Below are 22,909 nucleotides of genomic sequence, written 5' to 3'. Positions count from 1 at the left end.
AGTAGTGCCCGCACTACCTTCGAACTCCCCTGTACGCCAATGTGCGAGGCGTGCGCCGACCGGTGCACTGGTCGGCATGAGAATCCCCGTTGTCCACTCCCGTACCCGCCGTGGGCTCGCCGCCTTCGCGGCCGCGCTCGGCATCACGGCGGCGACGCTGCTGGGCGCCACTCCCGTCCCCGCCGCCGAGCCCGCCCCCGCCTTGAATGCGGCGGCGATCGACCGCTTCCTGCACGACTACGTCGAGGAGACGGGCCTGCCGGGCGCGGTGGTCGCCGTGACCAGGGGCGAGGAGGTGGTGCACTCGGCCGGCTACGGGCACACCGCGTCCGGCCGGGCCATGACCGCGAGCACGCGGGTGCCCGTGGCGTCGCTGTCCAAGGCCATGACCGCCCTGGCCGTGATGCAGCTCGTCGAGGACGAACTGGTGGACCTTGACCGGCCGGTGCGCCGCTACCTGCCCGAGTTCACCCTGGCCGACCCTCGCGCCGAGAAGATCACCGTGCGGCACCTCCTCACCCAGACCTCCGGCATGGCCGACTCGACGTACCCGGATCTGACGCGGGCTCAGCCGCACACGCTCAAGGAAGCCGTCGCCGCGATGCGGAACGCTCGCCTCGCCACCGCTCCGGGCGCCCGGCACAGCTACCACAACCCCAACTACTTCGTGGCCGCACGCCTCGTCGAAGTCGTCGACGGACGCCCGTTCGCGGAGTACATGGCCGAGGAGATCTTCCGCCCGCTGCACATGACCCGTACGTCGTCCGTCCCCGGAACGGAGCAGATGCCCGGACAGGCGCGCGGTCATGTGCGCGCGTACGGGACGACCGTGCCCGTCGGCCACCCCCGCTGGTTCGCCGCGGGCGGCCACGGAGTCGTCACCACCGCCGACGATCTCGCGCGGTGGCTGATCGTCCAGAACAACCACGGTGCCTCCGCCGACGGGCGGCGCATCGCCTCCGCGCGGACCATCGACGTCACGCACACGCCGCCGGACACGCCACGGGACAGCGACTACGCGATGGGCTGGTCGGTGCACACCCACGAAGGGCCCCGGCGAATCCAGCACACCGGTCAGCTGCTCACGCACAACTCCATGGCGACCCTGCTGCCGGACAGCGGGACCGGGATCGCCGTCGTCACCAACACCGGCATGCTGTCCGGGGACGACGCGGCCCAGATCACCCAGGGCCTGGTCGACCTCGCCCGGGGCAGACGGGCCGAGGTGGCCGAGCCGTTCTCCATGACGGCCGACTGGGTCCTCGCCGCGCTCACCCTCCTTGCCCTCGCCCTCGGCACCCGTGGCGCGGTCCGCGCCGGGCGGTGGGCTCGGCGCACGTCCGGTCGGGCGTGGTGGCGGCTCGCGCTGCGGGTCCTGCCGTACGCCCTGCCCCCGCTGCTCCTCAGCCAACTCGCCGCTCTCGTCGGCCTGTTGATGCGCCGGTCAGGAACGCTCGGCCAAGTCGCGTACGCCTGGCCCGCCCTGGTCGTCTGTACGGCCGCGGCGGCTCTCGCCTCGTCCGTGGTCCTCGCGGCCCGGCTTGTCGCGGTCGTCCGGGTCAGAGCGAGGCGTACTCCGGGGCGCCCTCGCGCTCGTACGTGCCGATGACGACTCCCGTGCGGGTGACGCGGGTGTCGGCGTTGCGGAAGGCCGTGGGCAGGGTGCCCTCCGCGAAGAGCCGCTTCCCGGCGCCGAGCACGACCGGCAGCACGATGAGGTGCACGGTGTCGATCAGCCCGTCCGCGAACAGCGACCGGGCGAGGCCCGCGCTGCCGTGCATCTGCAGTTCGCGGCCCGGCTGCTCCTTCAGGGCGGTGACCTCTGCTGCGAGATCGCCGCCGATGACCTGGGCTCCCTCCCAGTCGGCGCCGGCCAGGGTGGTGCTCGCGACGTACTTGGGCAGGGAGTTGAGGGCGTCGGAGACGGGGTCGCCGCTCTGCTTGGGCCAGTACGCGGCGAAGATCTCGTACGTGCGACGGCCGAGGAGGAAGGCGTCCGCGCGCCGGAAGTTCTCGTCGACGAACGCGCTGAAGTCCTCGTCGAAGTAGGGCCAGACCCAGCCGCCCTGAGTGAAGCCGCCGCTGGTGTCCTCGTCCGGGCTGCCGGGCCCCTGCATGACGCCGTCGAGGGTGACCATCTGGGTGAGTGTGAGCCTCATGACCCGTCCCGTTGTCTCGTGCGCTCCGCTGTCACCAGGAATGACCGCCCGCCACCGGGAAACTCATCGCTCGCCCCGCGCCCCGGGACGCCGCGTCCGATTCCCGCCAGCGCCGCCCCCGTACGACCGCTGTACTTGAACACGCAAGGACAACAACACGGCGGATACAGCAAGGAGTACGGATATGAGCGGCAAGGTGGCACTCGTGACGGGCGGCAGCCGGGGTATCGGTGCGGCGATCGCGCTGAGGCTGGCGGAGGACGGCGCCGATGTGGCGATCACGTACGTACGGGACGAGGCCGCGGCCCGCGACGTCGTCGGGAAGATCGAGGCGACGGGCCGGCGGGGCCTCGCGATCCGGGCGGACGCGGCCGACGCGGCCGCCTCCGTGGCGGTGGTGGAGCGTACGGTCACCGCGTTCGGGCGGCTCGACGTGCTGGTCAACAACGTGGGCGTCGGCGTGCTCGGCCCGCTCGACCAGCTGGGGCTCGACGCGGTGGACCAGGTGCTCGACGTCAACGTCCGCTCGGTGTTCCTGACCTCGCAGGCCGCGGCCGCGCGGCTCGGGCCGGGCGGGCGGATCGTGACGGTGGGCAGCTGCATGGCGCAACGCGTGCCGGGCCCGGGCGGGACGCTGTACGCGACGAGCAAGGCCGCGCTGATCGGCCTGACCAAGGCGCTCGCGCGGGAGCTGGGCGGGCGCGGCATCACCGCGAACCTGGTGCACCCGGGCCCGATCGACACGGACATGAACCCGGCGGACGGCCCCTTCGCGGAGGCGCAGAGCGCGATGACGGCCCTGGGCCGCTACGGCTCGGCCGCCGAAGTCGCTTCCATGGTTGGCTACTTGGCGGGTGCTCAGGCCGCGTACGTCACCGGCGCGGAGTTCTCCGTGGACGGCGGGCACGCGGCGTAAGCCTCCGGAAAGGCGGATGGGGCGCGCCGGGGCTGTCCTCCCGGCGCGCCCCAGGGGCGGTGCGTGTCGTCAGCCGCCCAGCTCCTGGTGACGGGCGGCCAGGCGGGCCGCGCCGTCCTCGGTCAGGGAACCGAAGAGACGGAGGCGGGAGATGCCGCCGTCGGGGTAGATGTCGATGCGGACGTGCGTGCCCTTGGCCGCCGTGTCGAGCACGAAGCGGTGGTTGGTGTCGGGCTGGAGGCGGGTGCGGGGAAGGACCTCCACCCAGTCGCCGGACTCTCCGTCCCGCACCGAAAGGGCCGCCCAGCCCGCCGAGTTGCCCTTGAGGTACGCGGTGTCGATCTCGACGGCGCGGATCTCGGACTGCTGGACGAGCTGGTAGCGGATCCAGTCGTTGCCCTTGTCGCGGCGGCGCCGGGTCTCCCAGCCGTCGTCCATCTTGCGGGAGCGGCCCGGCTGGATGGTGTTGGTGGCCGGGGAGTAGAAGCGGTCGGAGGCGTCCTCGACCTGGCCGCCGTTCTCCAGGGCGACCACGTCGAACGTGCCGAGCGCGCCGAGCCACTTCGGGTCCGGCACGACCTCGCCGTACACCCGCAGCCGGGCGATGCCGCCGTCGGGGTGCTGGTTGACGCGCAGGTGTGTGAAGCGCTGTTCGGCGGTGACCTCGAAGCCGTTGGCCGCGTGGCCGCCGACGGCGGTACGGGGGACGAGCGTCGTCCACTTCACGTCGCCGGACAGGAGCTCGTCGGGCGTGGGCGAGCCTTCGACGTTGGCGCCCTCGATGGACACGGCCTGCGGGTAGTTGCCGCGGAAGTGGGCGGTGTCGACGACGATGCCGCGGATGACGCCGGGGGCGCCGAGGCGGACCAGGGCCCAGTCGTGGTCGCCCTCGGTGGGGTGCGGGACGTCGGCCGAGACACCGCGCCGGCGGCGGGTCTCCCAGCCGTCCATGACCTTGCCCTTGTGGCCGAAGTGCTCCGGGTCGAACTCGGCGGCCTCGGGCTTCAGCAGGTTCTCGCGCTCGGCGAAGAACTCGTCGTTGGCGGCGATGACACCGGCGCCGAGCTGGCGGTCGGCCAGGTTGGCGTACTGGGTGAAGGGGAACCCCGACGGACCAGGGGTGCGGTAGTCGGCGTACGGCTCGCCGCCGCCGTACGGGTTCGCGTCGCCGGTGAAGTGGGCCAAACCGGAATTGTTCTGCGCCACTGGGATCAGTTCTTCCTTTCGAGGAGGCGGCCGGCGGGCTCGGTGAACTCGCCGTCCGCGTGGATGCGCTCGCCCCGCAGCCAGGTGGACTTCACGACGCCGTGCAGGGTCTTGCCCGCGTACGCGGTGACCTTGTTGCGGTGCTGGAGTCCGGCGGGGTCGACAGTGAAGGTCTCGTCGGGCGCGAGGACCGCGAAGTCGGCGTCGCGGCCGGCCTCGATGGCGCCCTTCTGGTCCAGGCCGACCAGCTCCGACGTGCGGGCGGACATCCAGCGCACCACGTCGTCGAGGGAGTGGCCGCGCTCGCGGGCCGCGGTCCAGATGGCCGGGAGGGAGAGCTGGAGGCCGGAGATGCCGCCCCAGGCGGTGGCGAAGTCGTCGGTCTTCAGGTCGGCGGTGGACGGCGAGTGGTCGGTGACGATGCAGTCGACGGTGCCGTCGGCGAGCGCCTGCCAAAGGAGGTCCTGGTTGGCGCCCTCGCGGATGGGCGGGCAGCACTTGAACTCGCTGGCGCCGTCCGGGACTTCCTCGGCGGTGAGGGTGAGGTAGTGCGGGCAGGTCTCGACGGTGAGCCGGACGCCCTCGGCCTTGGCGGCGGCGATCAGCGGGAGCGCGTCGGAGGACGACAGGTGCAGGACGTGCACGCGTGCGTTCAGGCGCTTGGCGGTCTCGATCAGACCCTTGATCGCCATGTCCTCGGAGACGCGCGGCCGGGTCTGCAGGTAGTCGCCGTACTTCGGGCCGCTGAGGTGCGGGGCGGAGTCCAGCTCGTGCGGGTCCTCGGCGTGCACGATGAGCAGTCCGCCGAAGCCGGCGATCTCGCCCATGGACGCGGCGAGCTGCTCGCGGTCCAGGTGCGGGAACTCGTCGACGCCGGAGGGCGACAGGAAGCACTTGAAGCCGTAGACACCGGCGTCGTGCAGCGGCTTGAGGTCCGCCACGTTGTCGGGCAGGGCGCCGCCCCAGAAGCCGATGTCGATGTGCGCCTTGGCGGCGGCGACTTCCTGCTTCGTGCGCAGGTTGTCGACCGTCGTGGTCGGCGGCAGGGAGTTGAGCGGCATGTCCACGAGGGTCGTGATGCCACCGGCGGCCGCGGCGCGGGTGGCGGTCCAGAAGCCCTCCCACTCGGTGCGGCCCGGGTCGTTCACGTGGACGTGGGTGTCGACGATGCCGGGCAGCAGCGCGTCGTCACCGAAGTCCTGGAGGCGGGCGCCCTCGGGGACCTCGGCCTCGTACGGAAGGACGGCTGCGATCTTCCCGTCGGCCACGGCGACGGAGGCGGCGCGCGTGCCCTCGGGGGTGACGACTCGCGTCGAGCGAAGGACAAGTTCCACGTCGGACACGCGTTTCCCCTCTCGTTTCTCGTTCCTGTTCCGCAGCACGGAATGGGATATTCAACATTCTGTTGAACGAATCTTCACTGCGCCGCAAGACCCAGTCAAGACCCTCCGGGCCCACCCGGAGGACTTCGTTCCGATTGTCCACCCAGGTTAGAGCTTTCCATGAAGCGAAAGCTAGATTTCGCTTCGCAGAATATACTTACGCACAAGACAGAAGCCACACGACCGCTGCACACCGTGGGCCGACACTCGGACAAACACGCACTGACCGGCGGAGACCGCCTCCAACGGGCCTCTGGCCCGCGAGCGACCGACGGGTAGGCTGCACCTCTGCCTTCCTGCTCCTGAAGCACCGAAAGGACCGCGCCGTGCCGACGTCAAGCGCCAGCGACGCCTCCACCGAAAGCGCCGCCTCCAAGCCCGCCGCCAGTGGCGGGGTCCAGTCCCTTGAGCGCGCCTTCGACCTGCTAGAGCGCATGGCGGACGCGGGTGGCGAGGTCGGCCTGAGCGAGCTCTCCGCGAGCAGCGGGCTGCCGCTGCCGACCATCCACCGCCTGATGCGCACCCTCGTCGCCACCGGGTACGTCCGCCAGCAGCCCAACCGCCGCTACAGCCTGGGCCCCCGCCTGATCCGCCTCGGCGAATCCGCATCGCGCCTCCTCGGCACCTGGGCCCGCCCCTACCTCGCCCGGCTCGTCGAGGAGACCGGCGAGACCGCGAACATGGCGCTCCTCGACGGCGACGAGATCGTGTACGTGGCGCAGGTGCCGTCCAAGCACTCGATGCGGATGTTCACCGAGGTCGGCCGCCGCGTGCTGCCGCACTCCACCGGCGTGGGCAAGGCCCTGCTCGCCGGCACCCCCGCCGACGAGGTGCGCGCCCTGCTCGCCCGTACGGGCATGCCCGCCGCCACGGAGAAGACGATCACCACGCCCGAGGGCTTCCTCGACGCGCTCACGGAGGTCCGCGACTCCGGGTACGCGGTGGACGACAACGAGCAGGAGATCGGCGTCCGCTGCCTCGCGGTCCCCGTCCCCGACTCCCCCACCGCCGCGGCCATCTCGATCTCCGGCCCGGCAGGCCGCGTCACCGAGGCCGCGACGGAGAAGATCGTCCCGATCCTGCAGCAGGTCGCGGCGGAACTGTCGGTGGCCCTGGCGAACACGAACGGGTCGTGAGGGGCCGGGAGAACGGGTCGTGAAGGGCCGCGAGTTCGGGTCGTGAAGGGCCGGGAGTTCGGCCGTACGGACACGAACTGACGCACGCGGAGGCGGCCGTCGTGGACCTCCGCGATCTGGTCGACGGCGGTCAGGTGCGCGCGGTCGTGGGTGACCAGGACCGTGGCGGTGGCCTGCCGGTGGGTCAGGCGCGTAATCAGGTCGACGACGGCGGCGCCGCGTTCGTGGTCGAGGGCGCTGGTGGGCTCGTCGACCAGGAGGACGGTCGGGTCGTTCATCAGCGCGCGCGCGATGTTCACGCGCTGGCGCTGCCCGCCGGAGAGCTGGTGCGGGCGGCGCCGGGCCTGCTCCGCCAGGCCGACCGCGTCGAGGAGTTCGAGCGCGCGGGCACGGGCCCCGGCCGGCCGGCGCCCGTCGATCTGCGCCATGACCTGGAGCTGTTCGACGGCGGTGAGCGACGGCACCAGGTTGGGCTGCTGGAAGACGATGCCGATCTTGCGGCGGCGCAGCTCGGTCAGCTCGGCCCGGCTCAGCCCCGCGGTGGCGGTGCCGTCGACCGTGACGGTGCCGGTGTCCGGCGTGATCAGGGTGGCGGCCACGGCGAGCAGGCTGGACTTGCCGGAGCCGGACGGCCCCACGACGGCGGTCAGGCTGCCCTTGGGCACGTCCAGGCCGACCCCGTCCAGGGCGGTCAGGCGGCTGTCGCCGTCGGGGTAGGTGAGGGTGACGTCGGTCAGGTGCAGGCTCATCGGGCACTCCCCAGGGCGGTCAGCGGGTCGACGGAGGTGATGCGGCGGATGGACAGTCCGGCCCCGAGCGCGCCGAGCAGGATCATCACGGCGGCGGGCACGAGGACGGTCGCGGGGGTCAGCAGGAACGGCACCGCGCTGCCCGCGAGGAGGGCGCCCAGTCCTGCGGCGATGCCGGTGCCGAGCAGGGTGCCGCCGGTGAGCAGGACGAGGGCCTGGCCGAGGGCGTCCTTCAGCAGGCCGGCCGTGGACGCGCCGAGCGCCTTGAGTACGGCGACGTCCGCGCTGCGCTGGATGGTCCATACGGTGAAGAAGGCGCCGATCACCAGCGCGGAGATGGCGAACAGGAAGCCGCGCATCAGCTGCAGCGAGCCGTTCTCGGAAGTGTAGGAGCCGATCGCGGAGAGGGAGTCCTCGGTGGCGACCGTCTCGGTGCCCGCGGCCCGGTCCGTGGCCGCGAGGTCGGCGTCCGGGCCGGTGGTCAGGGCGATCACGGTGGCGACGGGGCCGTCGGCCCGGCCGGGCGGTGCGGCCTGCTGCCAGGTCGTCAGGCCGGTCCAGATCACGGGCGTGTGGCTGAACGAGGCGTCGCCCCGTACGGCGGCGACCGTCAGCCGCTGCCCGGCGAGGGCGAAGGTGTCGCCGGGGCGCAGGGCCAGCTCGTCGGCCGCCGCGGTGGACAGCACGGCGGCGGAGCCTTCGAGTCGGTCGCTGTCGGGGGCCAGCGGCGATCCGGGCCGCACACCGAAGGCGGACACCCCGGTGCTCCGGTCGCCTGCCGTGGCCCTGGTGGTGGCGATGCCCAGCGGTTCGGCGGCGGTCACCCCCGGGGCGTCGGCCCACCGCCGCCACTGGTCTTCGGTGACGGTGGAGTCGGCGTACGACAGCTCCTGGCCGCCGCTCGGCGCGGCGAAGGCGATCCGGTCGGCGGGCAGTCCCGTGATCGCGGAGATGTTCTGCCGGCCCAGGCCCGCGGTCAGCCCGGACAGCAGGCCGACCAGGAGGGTGATCAGCACGATGACGGTTCCCATCAGGGCGAACCGCCCCTTGGCGAACTTCAGGTCTCTCCAGGCGACGAACACGGCTCGGCCTGCTCCTTCGGATGGTGGTGGAATCGGGAAGGGCTCCCGCGATCGGGCAGGACGCCCGCGATCGGGAAGGACGCCCGGGATCGGGAAGGACGCCCGGGATCGGGAAGGACTCCCGGGATCGATCGGGCAGGACTCCACCCTCGCCGTCCGCCCCCTGTCCGGACATCTGGCGCAGGACCGCACCTCGGCGGCCGAAAGGCGCCGGACGAGTTGTAACTTTCGACGGAGGCCGCCTCGGGGTCGCCTCTTTAGGCTGGAAGGACTGTGAACACCTCCGCCACGTCCCCGACCGGCCCGTCCCGCACCGAGCGGTCTCTCACCGACCGGTCCCTCACCCCGACCACCCGGATCCTGGCCTGGTGCCTGCATCTGCTGATCGTCGGCCTGCTCGCCCTGACCGCGGTACGCGCGGTGGCCGACGGCCGGGCGCACGCCGGGGCGGTGGTCGCCGTGACCGTGGTGTGCGCGCTGGTGTACGCGGCGGGGCCGGTGCTGCCCCGGGTACGGCGCTCGCGGTGGGCCGCCGCGTGGTGGCTGCTGTGCGTGGGCGGCTGCTGGCTGGCGCTGCTCGCGCTGTCGGCCGACGGGGTGTGGGTGGCGTTCCCCCTGTACTTCCTGCAGCTGCACCTGCTGTCCCGCCGGGCCGGGCTCGTCGCGGTGGTCGCGACCGCGGTGGCGGCGATCGCCGCGTACGCCGCCCACCAGGGCTCGTTCGGCGTGCCCATGGCGATCGGGCCGGCCCTGGGCGCGGCGGTGGCGGTCGCGGTGGTGTGGGGGTACCAGACCCTGTACCGGGAGAGCGAGGAGCGCCGGAAGCTGATCGAGGAACTCACCGCCACCCGTGCCGACCTCGCCGCCGCACAGCACACGGCGGGCGTGCTCGCGGAGCGGGAACGGCTCGCCCGGGAGATCCACGACACCCTCGCCCAGGGCCTGACCAGCATTCAGCTGCTGCTGCGTGCCGCCGAGCGGGCCCTGCCCGACGCGCCGGACAACGCGGCCCGTTACGTGGACCAGGCGCGGCAGGCCGCCGTCGACAACCTGGCCGAGGCCCGGCGCTTCGTCGCCGCGCTCACCCCGCCCGCCCTGGACGGGACCACGCTTGCCGGTGCCCTGGAACGGCTCTGCGCCACCGCCTCCGCCCGGCACCGCCTCACCGCGCGGTTCCGTCTCCGGGGCGAGCCGGGGCCGCTGCCGACCGCACACGAGGTGGCCCTGCTCCGCATCGCGCAGTCCGCGCTGGCGAACACGGTCCAGCACGCCGGGGCCACAACGGCTGACGTCACACTGTGTCATCAGCCGGACCGGGTCACCCTCACCGTCGCCGACGACGGCGCCGGCTTCGAGCCGGACCTCCTGCCCGCCCCCGACCCCGAGAGCGGCGGATTCGGCCTCGCCGCGATGCGCGCCCGCGTGCACGCGCTCGACGGCACGTTCGCCGTCGCGTCGCGCCCCGGCCGGGGCACCGTACTGACCGCCGAACTCCCCCTCGCCCCCACGGCATCCCCCGCCTCCTCCACCTCCTCCACCTCCTCCCCCTCCCCTGCCTCCCCCACCTCCAGCGAATCCGAGGCCCACCGGTGACCGAGAGCCCCATCCGCCTGCTTCTGGCCGACGACCACCCGGTGGTACGGGCCGGACTCCGCGCCGTACTGGAGACGGAGCCCGGCCTCACCGTGGTGGCCGAGGCGGCGACGGCCGAGGAGGCGGTCGCGCGCGCCGCCGGGGGCGACATCGACGTCGTCCTGATGGACCTGCAGTTCGGCCCGGGCATGGGCGGGGCGGAGGCCACCGCGCGGATCACCGAGCGGCCGGGCGCGCCCCGTGTCCTGATCGTCACGACGTACGACTCCGACGCGGACACGCTGCCCGCCATCGAGGCGGGGGCCACCGGCTATCTCCTCAAGGACGCCCCGCCGGAGGACCTCGCGGCGGCCGTACGCACCGCCGCCACCGGCCGTACGACGCTCGCCCCGGCCGTCGCCGACCGCCTGATGAACCGGCTGCGCACCCCCGCCACCACCCTGACCCGGCGCGAGACGGAGGTCCTGTCCCTGGTGGCCGAGGGCCTGTCCAACCAGGCCATCGGCAGCCGCCTCCACCTCACCGAGGGCACGGTCAAGTCCCACCTGGCCCGCATCTACGCCAAGCTCGACGTCGACTCCCGCACGTCAGCGGTGGCAACAGCGGCGGGCCTGGGCCTCATCCGCCGCTGACCGCGCCACCCCCTGCCGCCCACGCCGGGCCTCGCCACCCGGCCCAGGCCCCCGCCCCGCGACGCAAGCCCTGCCGCACCCGCCGGGGCCGCACCCCCCGGGGCCGCACCGGCCCCGGCACCACCCGGACCCTGCACGCGCCACTCCCGGCACCCGTCACCGCCATGTCCACTCCTCCCTCAACCATCCCAACCATCCCAACCAGGCCAACCAGGCCAACCAGGCCAACCAGGCCAACCAGGCCAACCAGGCCACTTTCACCGCCCGGGCACCCAGTCTGTACAGTGATTGGCCAGGCCAGCAGGGCCAATCGCGAGGAGTTGGCATGGCAGACATGCAAGTGGTCCGTTCCGTGGACAACACCCGGGGCAACACCCGGGGCAACACTCTGGACAGCACCCGGGGCAGCACCCTGGGCAGCCGGCGGCTCGCCGCCCTCCTCACGGCGACCGCGGGCGAGCGCCCCGGCTACCGCGCCCTCGCCCAGGGCGTGCGCACCCTGCTCCTCGACGGCCGGATCGCGCTGCACAGCCGCCTGCCCGCCGAGCGCGAGCTCGCGACCGCCCTCGGCATCAGCCGGGCCACCGTCACCGCGGCGTACGACCTGCTCCGCACGGACGGCTTCGCGCACAGCAGGCGCGGCTCCGGCACCTGGACCGCGCTGCCCGCGGGCCGCCGCCCCAGCAACGTCGCGTACGCCGACACCGACGACGTGATCGACCTCGCGATGGCCGCCCCGCACGCACCCCAGGGCGTGCTCGCCGACGCGCTCGCCGCGGTGACGGGTGCGGTCGCCCGGCACGGGGCCACCGCGGGCTACCACCCTTACGGGCTGCCGGAGTTGAGGGCCGCGGTCGCGGACCGGTTCACACGGCGCGGGCTGCCCACGCTGCCCGAGCAGATCCTGATCACGTCCGGCGCGCAGCAGGCCGTGTCGCTCACGCTCTCCCTGCTCTCCCGGCCCGGCGACCGGGTCCTGGTGGAGAACCCGTCGTACGCGAACGTCCTGGACGCGGTGCGCAGGGGCGGGCTGCGGGCCACGCCCGTGCCGGTGACGGACGACGGGTGGGACGCCGAGGTGGCGGAGTCGACGCTGCGGCAGGCGGCGCCCCGACTCGCCTATCTGGTACCGGACTTCCACAATCCGACGGGCCGCCTGATGCCCGTCGAGCAGCGCCGGCGCCTCCTGGACACGGCCCGCCGTACGGGCACCTGGCTGATCGTCGACGAGACGCTGACGGACATCGCGCTCGACGTCCCGGCCCCGGCACCGTTCGCCTCGCTCGCCGCCGGGCACGGGGTGGGCGAACAGCTCGTCACCGTCGGCTCGTTGAGCAAGACGCACTGGGGCGGCCTGCGCATCGGCTGGGTGCGGGCGAGCTCCCAGCTGATCACCGAGCTGGCCACGCACCGCGTACCGACGGACATCGCGGGCTCCGTCCTCGACCAGCTCCTGGCGATCGAGCTGGTGGAGCGCACGGAGGCGGTGCTGAAGGAGCGGCTGCCGCTGCTGCGCGCGCAGCGGTCGGCGCTCGCGGCCGCGCTCGCCGAGCAACTCCCCGAGTGGCGCTGGCAGTTGCCGCCCGGCGGGCTCTGCCTGTGGGTGGATCTGGGCGCGCCGGTCTCCTCGGCGCTGGCGAGCGCGGCGCTCGACCACGGCGTCCGTATCGAGGGCGGCGCGCGCTTCGGCGCCGATCCGGGCACGCACGAGCACCGCCTGCGCATCCCCTACGCGCTGCCCGCCGAGCTGTGCGTGGCGGCGGTCGGCCGGCTGGCCGCGACGCTGGCGGCGGGGCTGCCCGCGGCCGACGGCGCGGGCGGACGCCGCCACTGGGTGGCCTGAGACGCCGGCCGGCCCGAAGCCGCCCTCCCCACGCAGGGAGACGCCGGCCGGCCCGAAGCCGCCCTCCCCACGCGGGCAGACGCCCGCCGCGCCCGACTCACCCGGACGCCGGGCCCCCGAACACGTCCACCGCCTCCCGTACGTCGGTGAGCGCACCCGCGAGCGCGCTCACCGAGCCGACGGAACCGGCGATCAGGAGCAGCGAGCGGCGCAGCCGCGGCACCTCGGGGATGCCGTGGGCGGCCATCGCGGCGAGCGCGGCCAGCTCGTCCTCGGCGATGCCGCGGTCCGGGAACTCCGCCGGATACGCGGCCAGTTCGCGGCGCAGCCGGGACACGGCGGAGCACAGCCGTGCCACCTTCGGCTCCATGTCGCCGCCCACCGCCGGCCGCCTCTGTCGCACACCACGCAACACAGCTCATCCCCCTCGCACTCCGTCGTGCGCTCTTCCTCGTGCTGGATTTCCGCACCGGGGCCACCCCTGGTCCCCGGCTTCGCGCTCCGCGGCGTTCCCCGCGGTGCCCCCGGCCCCTCGATGCGATGGTCGGTCGCGAGGGGTGCGGGTCAGTAAACGCCACGAGGCGGCGCATTCGCCACTCCTGTGACCAAAATCTGTTGCCCCGCCCCCTGTCCGGGACTGAGCGAAGTGTTCCGTTCCGTCCCGCGCGGCGGCTGAGGCGTTCGTAGGCTGGCCGTATGAGCGAATCGTGGCTCGACGAGCCTGACCCGCACGACGGAGTTGGCCGAATCGCGGGGCTGCTGCTGGCCGCGGGGGGCGGGCGGCGGCTCGGAGGCCGCCCGAAGGCGCTGCTGCCGTACCGGGGCCGGCCCCTGGTGGAGCAGGCGGTGCGGGTGCTGCGTACGGGCGGCTGCGCCGAGGTGCACGTGGTCATCGGGGCGGCGGCCGACCGGGTACGGGAGGAGGCCGCGCTCGACGGCTGTGTCCTGGTCGAGAACCCGGAGTGGGAGCAGGGCATGGGCTCGTCGCTGCGGGCCGGGCTCGACTCGCTGACCGGCGGCGGCGCGCGGGCGGCCCTGGTCTCCCTGGTCGACCAGCCGGGGATCGGGGCGGACGCGGTGCGCCGGGTGGTGGACGCGTACACCTCGCCGTCGAGTCTGGTGTGTGCGGCGTACGCAGGCAGGCGCGGGCATCCCGTGCTGTTCGGGTCCGAGCGCTGGGCGGGGATCGCGGCGACGGCGACCGGGGACCGGGGGGCGCGCGCCTACCTGAAGGCGCACGAGACGGAGATCACCCTGGTCGAGTGCGGGGACGTGGCCGAGGCCTATGACATCGACACGGAGGCGGATCTGGTGCGGCTGCAGTGAACCGCGGTGCCGGTCGCGTGAACGGTGCCGGTCGCGTGAACGGTGCCGGTCGCGTGAACCTTGAGTGACTGGCATGGCACTCAGAGCCATGTTCTGTCGACTCGGAGAATCTCGACATCAACACACCTTGAACTTCCACTATGAGGAAACTACTATCCACTGGTCAGAAGCGCCCCGCGCTCCGGCGGCCTGGAAGCCGGTATTGCCCCTTCGCGGCACTCAGTGCCGTGTCCCGGCCACCCGTCTTCCGGCGTCGCAGCGGCTCCGAGGCCTTCGGGCCGCACCCGTTCATCCCGCTGAAGGAAGTGACAGCTCATGTCCGCACCAGCGCCGTCCCCGCTGGCCATCGTCGACGCCGAGCCCCTGCCTCGGCAGGAAGAGGTCCTCACCGACGCTGCCCTCGCCTTCGTGGCGGAGCTGCACCGGCTGTTCACGCCCCGGCGTGACGAGCTCCTCGCCCGCCGCGCCGAGCGCCGCACGGCCTTTTCGACGAGTGCCCGCACTGGAACGCTCGACTTCCTCCCGGAGACCGCTCAGATCCGTGAGGACGACTCCTGGCGCGTGGCCCCCGCGCCCGCGGCCCTGAACGACCGCCGCGTGGAGATCACTGGTCCCACCGACCGCAAGATGACCATCAACGCCCTCAACTCGGGCGCCAGGGTCTGGCTCGCCGACTTCGAGGACGCCTCGGCCCCCACCTGGGAGAACGTGGTCCTCGGCCAGGTCAACCTGAAGGACGCCTACGCCCGGAACATCGACTTCACGGACCCGAAGTCCGGCAAGTCGTACGCCCTCAAGGACACCGACGAGCTGGCCACCGTCGTGATGCGCCCGCGCGGCTGGCACCTGGAGGAGCGGCACCTGAAGTTCGACGGCCGCGCCGTGCCGGGTGCGCTGGTCGACTTCGGCCTGTACTTCTTCCACAACGCCAAGCGCCTCATCGAGCTCGGCAAGGGCCCGTACTTCTACCTGCCGAAGACGGAGTCGCACCTGGAGGCGCGCCTCTGGAACGACATCTTCGTCTTCGCCCAGGACTACGTCGGCATCCCGCAGGGCACCGTCCGCGCCACCGTCCTGATCGAGACGATCACCGCCGCGTACGAGATGGAGGAGATCCTCTACGAGCTGCGCGACCACGCGAGCGGTCTGAACGCGGGCCGCTGGGACTACCTGTTCTCCATCGTCAAGAACTTCCGTGACGGCGGCGCCAAGTTCGTCCTGCCGGACCGCAACGCGGTGACGATGACCGCCCCCTTCATGCGCGCCTACACCGAACTGCTCGTGCGCACCTGCCACAAGCGCGGCGCGCACGCCATCGGCGGCATGGCGGCGTTCATCCCGTCGCGCCGGGACGCCGAGGTCAACAAGGTCGCGTTCGAGAAGGTCAAGAACGACAAGGACCGCGAGGCCGGCGACGGCTTCGACGGCTCCTGGGTCGCCCACCCCGACCTGGTCCCGATCGCCATGGCCTCCTTCGACGCGGTCCTCGGCGACAAGCCGAACCAGAAGGACCGCCTGCGCGAGGATGTCGACGTCAAGGCGGAAGACCTCATCGCGATCGACTCGCTCGACGCCAAGCCCACCTACGAGGGCCTGCGCAACGCCGTCCAGGTCGGCACCCGCTACATCGAGGCCTGGCTGCGCGGACTCGGCGCCGTCGCGATCTTCAACCTGATGGAGGACGCGGCCACCGCCGAGATCTCCCGCTCGCAGATCTGGCAGTGGATCAACGCGGGTGTCGTCTTCGAGAATGGTGAGACCGCCACCGCGGACCTGGCCCGCAAGGTCGCCGCCGAGGAACTCGCCAAGATCCGCGAGGAGATCGGCGACGAGGCCTTCCAGGCCGGCAACTGGCAGCAGGCCCACGACCTGCTCCTGACGGTGTCGCTCGACGCCGACTACGCGGACTTCCTGACGCTGCCCGCGTACGAGCAGCTGACCGGCTGAGCCGGACCCGGGCCGCCTCCCTCGTCGAGGGGGACGGCCCGGCCCCACACGTGCCCCCGTGGCGCGCCCCCGCGGCGCCCCACGGGGGCACACCCATGTGCGGCCCCGTGGGCCGCCACACTCCAGCCACCCGGCCGATGCGCCGACTGGCCGCCGCCGTACGGCTGTTGATGCGCTGACCCGCCCACCGGGAAGGCGGTACGGACAGGACGGGGCAGCAGGGGCGCAGGGTCGCGGTCGTGGGCGGCAGCATCGCCGGGTGCGCGGCGGCGCTCGCGCTGGGGCGCGCGGGCGCGCGCCCGTCGGCCGCAGCCTGGTCGGCCTGGGCCGCCGCCGCCTGGGCGACGCGCTCGTGGCCCGTACGCCGGACTGGGGCGCCCTGGATCAGCGGGGCCTTCAAGCGTGGCGGCAACGGGCGGACGGCTCGGGGGCGTTCGGCGGCGGACGCCTTCGCTGACGCTCCCGAGCCCTTCGGCCACGGGCCGGGAGGGCCGTTGTCAGTGGGGCGCGGCAGGATGGGGGGACCGGGGGAAGAGGCGTGGAAGGGGTGAGCCGATGACCGGGCGGCTGACCGCGGGCCAGCGGCGGATCGTGGCAGAGGCGGACGACATGACGGGCCGGATCACCGGCTCCGAGGCGCAGTTGGCGGGCCTGGTGCGGCTCGGCCTGGCGTTCCGGCACGCCCGGCCGCCGCGCGCGCACTTCCTCACGCCCGCGGGCCATCGGGCGCGGGCCGAATTCCTGAGCGCCGCCCCGCCCCCGCCGGCACCGGCCACCGACACCGGGGGCACGGTGTTCGCCGCCCGCACCGGGTCCGAGCGGAACGCCTCCGCGCCAGGGCCCGCACGGCGCCGCGAGGTGCACAGCGCCTGGCAGGGCCTCCAGGAGCTGCGCCGGATGACGAACGCCGACGGCGCGACGGACCGCCCCTGCGCCTGGGAGCGCCGCCACCTCGTCCAGGCCGCGGCGCTCGCCCTGGAGGCGGCGGGGCGGCCACCGGCGTCCGGCGCGGGCCCGGCCGACCACTGCCCGCCCGGCTACCGGGTCACCGACACGGAGCAGCCGGAGGCGGTCGCGGTGCGGGTGATATCCGGGCCGGGCGCCGCGGAAGAGGCCGTACGGGCCGAACTCACCGCGTGCGCCGCCGTGTTGGAGCGGGCCGGGTGGCAGGTGAGCGAGCACGGGGAGCGCGGCGGCGGCCGCGTACTCCTCGCCTCACCGCGCCGCGTCTGAACGCCGGAATGCCCGCGTGAGCGCCGGAATACCGCGTCAGCGCCGGAATACCGCGTCAGCGCCGGAATGCCCGCGCCATGACCGCAGTTGAGCAACACGGCCGCGCCACCGCGGCCCCAGGCCGTGTCCGACCCGGACCGAGAGGAAGACCGTGACCGAAGCGTTCTCCGTACCCGTGACCGTCCGTGGCTACGAAACCGATGTGCAGGGGCACCTCAACCAGGCCGTGTACCTGCAGTACGCCGAGCACGCCCGCTGGTCGCTGCTGCAGGCCGCCGGGATCGGGCAGGACGACCTGGTGGACAAGGGCGTCGGCCCCGTCGTCCTGGAGACCACCATCCGGTATCTGCGCGAGCTGCACGCCGGGGACGAGGTCACGGTGGACTGCGCCTTCCACTGGGGCGAGGGCAAGACGTTCCGGATCACCCAGACCATCCGCAAGGCCGACGGCACGGTCTCGGCGGAGCTCTCCGGGGTCGGCGGCCTCATGGACCTGAAGGCGCGCAGACTGGTCGCCGAGCCGCAGGAGGTCTTCCGCGCGCTCGCGGACCGGCCGGAGCTGTTCGGCCTGTGAGCCCCGCCGGGGCCCGGACCGGGAGCGGTGCCCGGACCGGGGCGGGGGCGGGGCGGGGCCTCGTCTACCCTGGACGCGGGCCGTGACTGGCGCTGAGGTGGAGCACCACCGGGGAGCGGCCCGACGGCCTCCGTCACTGCCGCGCGCCTGGGCGAGATCCGCAGCCGATGCCGAAGACGCCCGGGAGCACCCCATGACCGCACAGCCCACCGCGCCCCAGACCGCCGAGCTCATGGACGGCACCGCCGTCGCCCGCCGCATCGTGGAGCGCACCGCCGCCCGCGCCGCCGCCCTGACCGAGCGCACCGGCGCCACCCCCTGCCTGGCGACCGTCCTCGTCGGCGAGGACCCGGCGTCGGTGACGTACGTGAAGATGAAGCGGAACCGCTGCGAGAAGGCCGGTATCCGGTCCCGGCACGTGCCGCTGCCCGCCACGACGACCACCGGGGAACTGGTCGCGAAGCTCACCGAGCTGTCCGCCGACCCCGAGGTGCACGGCATCCTGCTGCAGCACCCGTGCGGCGCGCACATCGACGAGCGGGCCGCGTTCGAGGCGATCGCGCCGGAGAAGGACGTCGACGGCGTGACGATGCGCTCGTTCGCGGCGATGGGCTTCGCGCTGCCCGGCTTCGCGTCCTGCACGCCGGGCGGCATCATGCGCCTCCTCGACGCGTACGACGTCGACCCGAGCGGCAAGCGCGCCGTGGTCGTCGGGCGCAGCGCGATCCTCGGCAAGCCGGTCGGCATGATGCTGCTCGCGCGGGACGCGACGGTCACGTACTGCCACTCGCGCACCCGTGAGCTGTCCTCCCTGGTCCGGGAGGCGGACATCCTCGTCGCGGCGGTCGGGCGGCCCGAGTTCATCCGGGGCGCGGACATCAAGCCCGGCGCGGTCGTCGTCGACGCCGGGTACAACGCGGGCAACGTCGGCGACGTCGAGTTCGCGGCGGCGGCCGAGCGGGCGAGCCTGATCACGCCGGTGCCGGGCGGTGTCGGCCCGATGACGATCGCGGTGCTCCTGGAGCAGACCCTGGACGCGGCCGAGCGGCAGCTGGGCGTTGGCGTGACCGCCGCCTGAGGCCCCGCAGAGGTGCCGGTGTACGGTCGGTCCCGGTCGCGGCGCCCGGCTGCCCGGCCTGGAACCGCCCGTACGTCCGGAACGGCCCGTACGCCCGGAACGGCCCGTACGCCCGGAACGGCCCGTACACCTGGAACCGCCCGTACGCAGGGGAGATGAGCCACGATGAGCCCGCGCCGGGCCACCGGATCCGGAGCTGGATCCGGTGAGCCGACCTTCACCGAGCGGGCCCGCCGCGAACAGCTCGTGGCGTGCACGATCGAGCTGATCGCGAGCCGCGGCTACCCGGCCGCCTCGCTCGCCGCGATCGCCGAGCGGGCCGGCCTGTCGAAGGCCGCGGTGCTCTACCACTTCGGCTCGAAGGACAAGCTGACGCGGGCCGCGTTCGACCACGTGGTGAGCCGGTTCGCGGCGTATGTGCACGAGCGGGTGGACGCCGCGCCCGATCCGCGCGCGGCGCTCGTCGCGTACGTGCGCGCGATGGTCGGCTACCAGCAGGCCAACCGCAGCCATGTCCGCGTCATCACCGAGACCCTGCTCGACGACGCGGGCGGCACCCGCCTGAAGACACCGGGCGGGCACGAGGCGACGGGTCGCCTCGACGGGCTCGTGCAGCTGCTCACCGCAGGCCAACAGGCGGGCGTGTTCCGCGAGTTCGAGCCGCGCACGGTCGCCCTGGCGGTGGGCGGCGCGATCGACGGGGTGGTCGCCGCCTGGCTCTCGGACCCGGCGCTCGACCTGGACGCGGCGGCCGACGAGCTGGTCGCGTTCACGCTGCGCGCGGTCGACGCCTGACGCACCCTCACGACACCGTCCTGCGGGCGAACTCCGGCGCGCGTTCCGGTCGTACGCCCATGCCTCCCCCGTACGCCGCGATGCCCTGGAGCAGGGGCGAGCGGCGCAGGGCGCGCAGCGGCAGCGGCAGCGGGCGGTGGTCGAGGGTGCCGTCGAGGGCGGGGCGGATCAGCAGGTCGTGCTCGGCGAGCTGCGACTTCTGCGTGACGGCCGCGGGCAGGGCGCGCCGTTTCTGCACCCGCGCGAGGTCGGCCTCGGCGACCCGGCCACGGCGCAGCGGACCGGCGAGGAGGCGGGCGGCGGCCACGGCGTCCTGCACGGCCAGGTTGACGCCGACGCCGCCGACCGGGGACATGGTGTGGGCGGCGTCGCCGATGCAGAGCAGCCCGTCGGCGTACCAGCGCGGCAGCCGCCCCATCGTGACGTCGAGCAGTTTCACGTCGTCCCAGGAGCGGATGGCGTCGGTGAACTCGGGTCCCCAGTCGAAGAGTTGGCCGAGGCGTGCGCGCAGCGCGGCCACGTCCTGGCGGCGGCGGGCGGCGTCGGTGCCTTTCGCTATGAGGTAGGAGGTCTGGAAGTAGTCGCCGCGGTCCATGGTGACGGCGACCTGTCCGGACCCGAAGTGACCGAAGACCCGCCCGCGGTGCGCGGCGTCCGCGCCGGGTGCGGGCACGCGGACCTGCCATACGTCCATGGGTACGGGGAAGTTCCGCTGCCGCAGGCCGGCCGCCGCGGCGACGGCGGAGCGGCGCCCGTCGCAGCCGACGACGAGGTCCGCGGCGAGCGTGCCCGGGGCGCCGCGCTCGTCCGTGAGGCGTACGCCCGTGACGCGGCCCGTGGAGTCCGTGACCAGGCCGGTGACTGCGGTGCTGCGGCGCAGCGTGAAGGCGGGCTCCGCCGCGGCCGCCTCGGCGAGCAGGTCGAGGAAGTCCCACTGCGGGACCATCGCGAGGTACTTGTGCCGCGTGCGGCCCGGCATGCGCCGGAAGTCCGCCATGGTGACGGTGGTCGCGCCGACCCGGATCCGCATCTCCTCCAGACGGTGCGCGGGCAGCCGCGCGAAGCGGGCGCCGAGGCCGAGTTCGTCGAGCAGGCGGAGCGTCGAGGGGTGGACGGTGTCGCCGCGGAAGTCGCGCAGGAAGTCGCGGTGCTTCTCCAGGACGGTCACGTCGACCCCGGCACGGGCGAGCAGCAGCCCGAGCATCAGTCCGGCGGGGCCGCCGCCGACGACGCAGCACGTCGTACGTTCCAGGGTCATCGCGTACCTCCACAGCTCGACTGACCGACCGGACAGCAATCTAACCGATCGGTCAGGACCGGCCTGGCGCACCCCCCTGCGAGGTCGCGCACGGCCGGTGCGGGGGCTGCGTCCTGGCGGCGCTATCGTGTCCGCAGCCCGGGGGGACGTGGACGCGAGGAGTGATGGGGTGAGGGAGGGCCGTCGGCTGCCGCTGCCGATCAGCGCGGACCGGGACCGGTGGAGCACGGTCCTCCCCGAGCGCACCGTTCTCGGCGTGGTGCACAACATCACCTCCGCGACGCGCCTCCTCGACCTGCTTTCGGCCTTCGAGGGCGACGCACGCGTACAGGTCGTCTTCTCGTGCACGGGCTCGTCCGCGCTCGACTCGGGCGTGCCGGAATTCTTCACGGCGCGCGGAATGCTGTACGTGGAGTGGGAGGACGCGCGCGACTCCGAGGAGTTCGACCTCGCGATCGCCACGAGCCGAGGAGGAGAGCTGCACCGCCTCCGAACTCCCCTGATTGGCACGCCACATGGCGCCGGATACAATAAGAGGCTGGCAAGAAACCGGAAACCGGAAACCGGAAACCGGAAACCGGAAACCGGAAACCGGAAACCGGAAACCGGAAACCGGAAACCGGAAACCGGGGCTTTTGGGCTTACGGAGGAATGGCTGGTGCACGACGGGAAATTGATCCCGTCCGCCGTCGTCCTGTCCCACGCCGAGCAGCTCGACCGCCTCGCCGAGACCTGCCCGCAGGCCCTCCCCGCAGCCGTGGTGGCCGGGGACCCCGTCATCGACCAGCTCAGATCCGGTCTGCCGTTCCGTGAGCAGTACCGCCGCGCCCTCGGCCTGGAACCGGGACAACGGCTCGTCGTCATCTCGTCGACCTGGGGGCGGGGCTCCGCGCTCGGCGCGACGACACAGTGTGACGTCATCCGGCGCGCCATGGCCGAACTGCCCGCCGACACCTTCCGTGTGCTGGCCGCGGTCCACCCCAACACGTGGCACGGAGCGCACAATTCCTGGCAGCTGCACCACTGGTTCGCCCCGCTGCTGGACTCGGGCCTGCTTCTCCCGCCGCCCGAATCGGAAACCTGGAAAGCCGCGCTCTGCGCCGCCGATTTCCTGATAGGCGACCACGGTTCAGTGACCCTGTACGGGCACGCCCTCGGAATTCCCAGCATTCTGGGCGCATTCGACAGCCCGGCCGTCGCACCGGACTCCCCGATGCACCGGCTCGGCGAACACCTTCCCCGCCTGCGCCGCGGCACCCCACTGGCCCGCCAACTCATCGAAGCCGAAGCGCAGGCACGGGCGCAGGCACAGGCACAGGCACAGGCGCAGGCAGAGGCAAGGGCACAGGCCCAGGCACAGCCGCAGACACCGCCGTACGACCCCATCACCTCTCGCCCGGGCGAGGCCGCCGCCCTGCTTCGCTCGCTCTTCTACACCTGGCTGAAGCTCCCCGAGCCGGACCGGCCCGCGGCGACGCCTGCGATCCCCGTCCCCCCGGCACCCCCGGCCCGCCGCGCACTCCCCCACGTCCCCGCCCGGTACGTGACGGCCGACGCGGACCCGGCGCAGGCCGCCACCCACCTCACCGTGCACCGCTACCCCGCCGCCCACCAGCGCACCCAGCACGCCCACCTCACCTCGGCCCACCTCGCCGCGGACGTGGACGACCCCGACCAGCGCCTCCCGCGCACCGCCGACGTACTCCTCGTACCGCACGACCGGCGCGCGGACCACGCGACGTACACGTCCCGCTTCCCGCACCACGGCCTGCTGGCGTACGAGGAGCCGGACCACGGCTGCCGGGCGCTGCCGCCCGACTCCCGCCCCGTACAGGCCCGTTGGGTGCGAAGGCCGAACTGGGCGGACTTCGGGATGGCGGCCTCCGTGGTCCACGCGCTGCAACCCGGCATCGAGGACAAAGAGGCTCACCTCGTGCACGTACACGCAGGCGAACACCAGCCGGTCGGGCTGCTGGAACTGCGCCGGAACTGAGCCGCGG

The 22,909-nt window shown here is 73.2% G+C and carries 19 protein-coding genes, 1 pseudogene and 1 riboswitch; of the genes and pseudogenes, 13 read left to right on the top strand and 7 right to left on the bottom strand.

Translation table 11 applies throughout. The features are described 5' to 3' along the window. The first annotated feature begins 76 nt into the window (after positions 1 to 76). On the top strand, positions 77 to 1,609 hold the full coding sequence (locus tag QIS99_RS03000) for a serine hydrolase domain-containing protein (RefSeq protein WP_282510095.1): 1,533 nt from the start codon (positions 77 to 79) through the stop codon (positions 1,607 to 1,609). Here the strand turns inward: QIS99_RS03000 and QIS99_RS02995 are convergent. After that, on the bottom strand, positions 1,560 to 2,159 hold the full coding sequence (locus QIS99_RS02995; protein ID WP_282510093.1) for a dihydrofolate reductase family protein: 600 nt from the start codon (positions 2,157 to 2,159) through the stop codon (positions 1,560 to 1,562). The genes QIS99_RS03000 and QIS99_RS02995 overlap by 50 nt on opposite strands. A 184-nt stretch (positions 2,160 to 2,343) precedes the next feature. On the opposite strand from QIS99_RS02995, the gene QIS99_RS02990 reads away from it, so the two are divergent. Beyond that, complete coding sequence (locus QIS99_RS02990) at positions 2,344 to 3,075, top strand: SDR family oxidoreductase (protein ID WP_282510091.1); 732 nt, start codon at positions 2,344 to 2,346, stop codon at positions 3,073 to 3,075. Positions 3,076 to 3,144: 69 nt separating this feature from the next. Here the strand turns inward: QIS99_RS02990 and alc are convergent, their stop codons facing one another. Both alc and allB read right to left on the bottom strand, forming a co-directional pair. After that, positions 3,145 to 4,260 (bottom strand): allantoicase, encoded by a 1,116-nt coding sequence (gene alc, locus QIS99_RS02985; protein ID WP_408909468.1) that lies wholly within the window; start codon positions 4,258 to 4,260, stop codon positions 3,145 to 3,147. 26 nt (positions 4,261 to 4,286) lie between these two features. Then, the gene (gene allB, locus QIS99_RS02980; RefSeq protein ID WP_282510089.1) at positions 4,287 to 5,624 is read right to left on the bottom strand and encodes an allantoinase AllB; all 1,338 of its coding nucleotides are present in this window, start codon (positions 5,622 to 5,624) and stop codon (positions 4,287 to 4,289) included. A 365-nt stretch (positions 5,625 to 5,989) separates the two neighbouring features. Between allB and QIS99_RS02975 the strand changes: the two genes are divergently transcribed. Further along, positions 5,990 to 6,799: an IclR family transcriptional regulator gene (locus QIS99_RS02975; protein WP_282510087.1), complete on the top strand. Its 810-nt coding sequence runs from the start codon at positions 5,990 to 5,992 to the stop codon at positions 6,797 to 6,799. An 86-nt stretch (positions 6,800 to 6,885) separates the two neighbouring features. On the opposite strand, the pseudogene QIS99_RS02970 reads toward QIS99_RS02975, so the two are convergent. After that, positions 6,886 to 7,548, bottom strand: a pseudogene (locus QIS99_RS02970) (ABC transporter ATP-binding protein); the annotation flags it as partial. Then, on the bottom strand, positions 7,545 to 8,630 hold the full coding sequence (locus QIS99_RS02965) for an ABC transporter permease (protein WP_282510085.1): 1,086 nt from the start codon (positions 8,628 to 8,630) through the stop codon (positions 7,545 to 7,547). The pseudogene QIS99_RS02970 and the gene QIS99_RS02965, both read right to left, overlap by 4 nt. Before the next feature lie 357 nt (positions 8,631 to 8,987). Between QIS99_RS02965 and QIS99_RS02960 the strand changes: the two genes are divergently transcribed. The 3 genes from QIS99_RS02960 (at position 8,988) to yczR (ending at position 12,698) form a co-directional block, all read left to right on the top strand. Beyond that, a complete protein-coding gene (locus QIS99_RS02960) occupies positions 8,988 to 10,223 on the top strand; it encodes a sensor histidine kinase (protein ID WP_282510719.1) in 1,236 nt (411 codons plus the stop codon). Then, positions 10,220 to 10,855: a response regulator gene (locus QIS99_RS02955; RefSeq protein ID WP_282510084.1), complete on the top strand. Its 636-nt coding sequence runs from the start codon at positions 10,220 to 10,222 to the stop codon at positions 10,853 to 10,855. The genes QIS99_RS02960 and QIS99_RS02955 overlap by 4 nt, the downstream gene beginning before the upstream one ends. A 325-nt stretch (positions 10,856 to 11,180) precedes the next feature. Continuing rightward, positions 11,181 to 12,698, top strand: a complete 1,518-nt coding sequence (yczR, locus tag QIS99_RS02950) for a MocR-like transcription factor YczR (RefSeq protein WP_282510082.1) — start codon at positions 11,181 to 11,183, stop codon at positions 12,696 to 12,698. Between the two features lie 97 nt (positions 12,699 to 12,795). Here yczR and QIS99_RS02945 read toward each other — a convergent pair whose 3' ends face one another. Continuing rightward, positions 12,796 to 13,068 (bottom strand): DUF5955 family protein, encoded by a 273-nt coding sequence (locus QIS99_RS02945; RefSeq protein ID WP_282510080.1) that lies wholly within the window; start codon positions 13,066 to 13,068, stop codon positions 12,796 to 12,798. 326 nt (positions 13,069 to 13,394) lie between these two features. Here QIS99_RS02945 and QIS99_RS02940 point away from each other — a divergent pair, with 326 nt between their 5' ends. From QIS99_RS02940 to QIS99_RS02915, 6 genes are all read left to right on the top strand, one after another. Continuing rightward, the gene (locus tag QIS99_RS02940) at positions 13,395 to 14,024 is read left to right on the top strand and encodes a nucleotidyltransferase family protein (RefSeq protein WP_282510078.1); all 630 of its coding nucleotides are present in this window, start codon (positions 13,395 to 13,397) and stop codon (positions 14,022 to 14,024) included. 315 nt (positions 14,025 to 14,339) lie between these two features. Then, on the top strand, positions 14,340 to 15,971 hold the full coding sequence (aceB, locus tag QIS99_RS02935) for a malate synthase A (RefSeq protein ID WP_282510076.1): 1,632 nt from the start codon (positions 14,340 to 14,342) through the stop codon (positions 15,969 to 15,971). A gap of 555 nt (positions 15,972 to 16,526) precedes the next feature. After that, on the top strand, positions 16,527 to 17,204 hold the full coding sequence (locus tag QIS99_RS02930; protein ID WP_282510074.1) for a hypothetical protein: 678 nt from the start codon (positions 16,527 to 16,529) through the stop codon (positions 17,202 to 17,204). Positions 17,205 to 17,355: 151 nt separating this feature from the next. Further along, positions 17,356 to 17,778, top strand: a complete 423-nt coding sequence (locus QIS99_RS02925) for an acyl-CoA thioesterase (RefSeq protein WP_282510072.1) — start codon at positions 17,356 to 17,358, stop codon at positions 17,776 to 17,778. Positions 17,779 to 17,850: 72 nt separating this feature from the next. Further along, a riboswitch (ZMP/ZTP riboswitch) is annotated at positions 17,851 to 17,938 on the top strand. A gap of 33 nt (positions 17,939 to 17,971) precedes the next feature. Further along, positions 17,972 to 18,856, top strand: coding sequence for a bifunctional 5,10-methylenetetrahydrofolate dehydrogenase/5,10-methenyltetrahydrofolate cyclohydrolase (locus QIS99_RS02920; protein ID WP_282510071.1), 885 nt, complete (start codon positions 17,972 to 17,974; stop codon positions 18,854 to 18,856). Between the two features lie 165 nt (positions 18,857 to 19,021). Continuing rightward, the gene (locus QIS99_RS02915) at positions 19,022 to 19,651 is read left to right on the top strand and encodes a TetR/AcrR family transcriptional regulator (protein ID WP_282510070.1); all 630 of its coding nucleotides are present in this window, start codon (positions 19,022 to 19,024) and stop codon (positions 19,649 to 19,651) included. Positions 19,652 to 19,658: 7 nt separating this feature from the next. Here the strand turns inward: QIS99_RS02915 and QIS99_RS02910 are convergent, their stop codons facing one another. Beyond that, positions 19,659 to 20,909, bottom strand: coding sequence for an FAD-dependent oxidoreductase (locus QIS99_RS02910; protein ID WP_282510069.1), 1,251 nt, complete (start codon positions 20,907 to 20,909; stop codon positions 19,659 to 19,661). A 169-nt stretch (positions 20,910 to 21,078) separates the two neighbouring features. Here QIS99_RS02910 and QIS99_RS02905 point away from each other — a divergent pair, with 169 nt between their 5' ends. Next, positions 21,079 to 22,902 carry a hypothetical protein gene (locus QIS99_RS02905; protein WP_282510067.1) on the top strand — a complete coding sequence of 608 codons (1,824 nt, stop codon included), beginning with the start codon at positions 21,079 to 21,081 and terminating at the stop codon, positions 22,900 to 22,902. Positions 22,903 to 22,909 lie beyond the last annotated feature (7 nt).

It is taken from the genome of Streptomyces solicavernae, assembly GCF_029968095.1.
In the GTDB taxonomy this organism is placed as follows: Bacteria; Actinomycetota; Actinomycetes; order Streptomycetales; family Streptomycetaceae; genus Streptomyces; species Streptomyces solicavernae.
The sequence above is the reverse complement of the archived record's forward strand: the minus strand, read 5'-3'. Positions and strand labels throughout refer to the sequence as shown.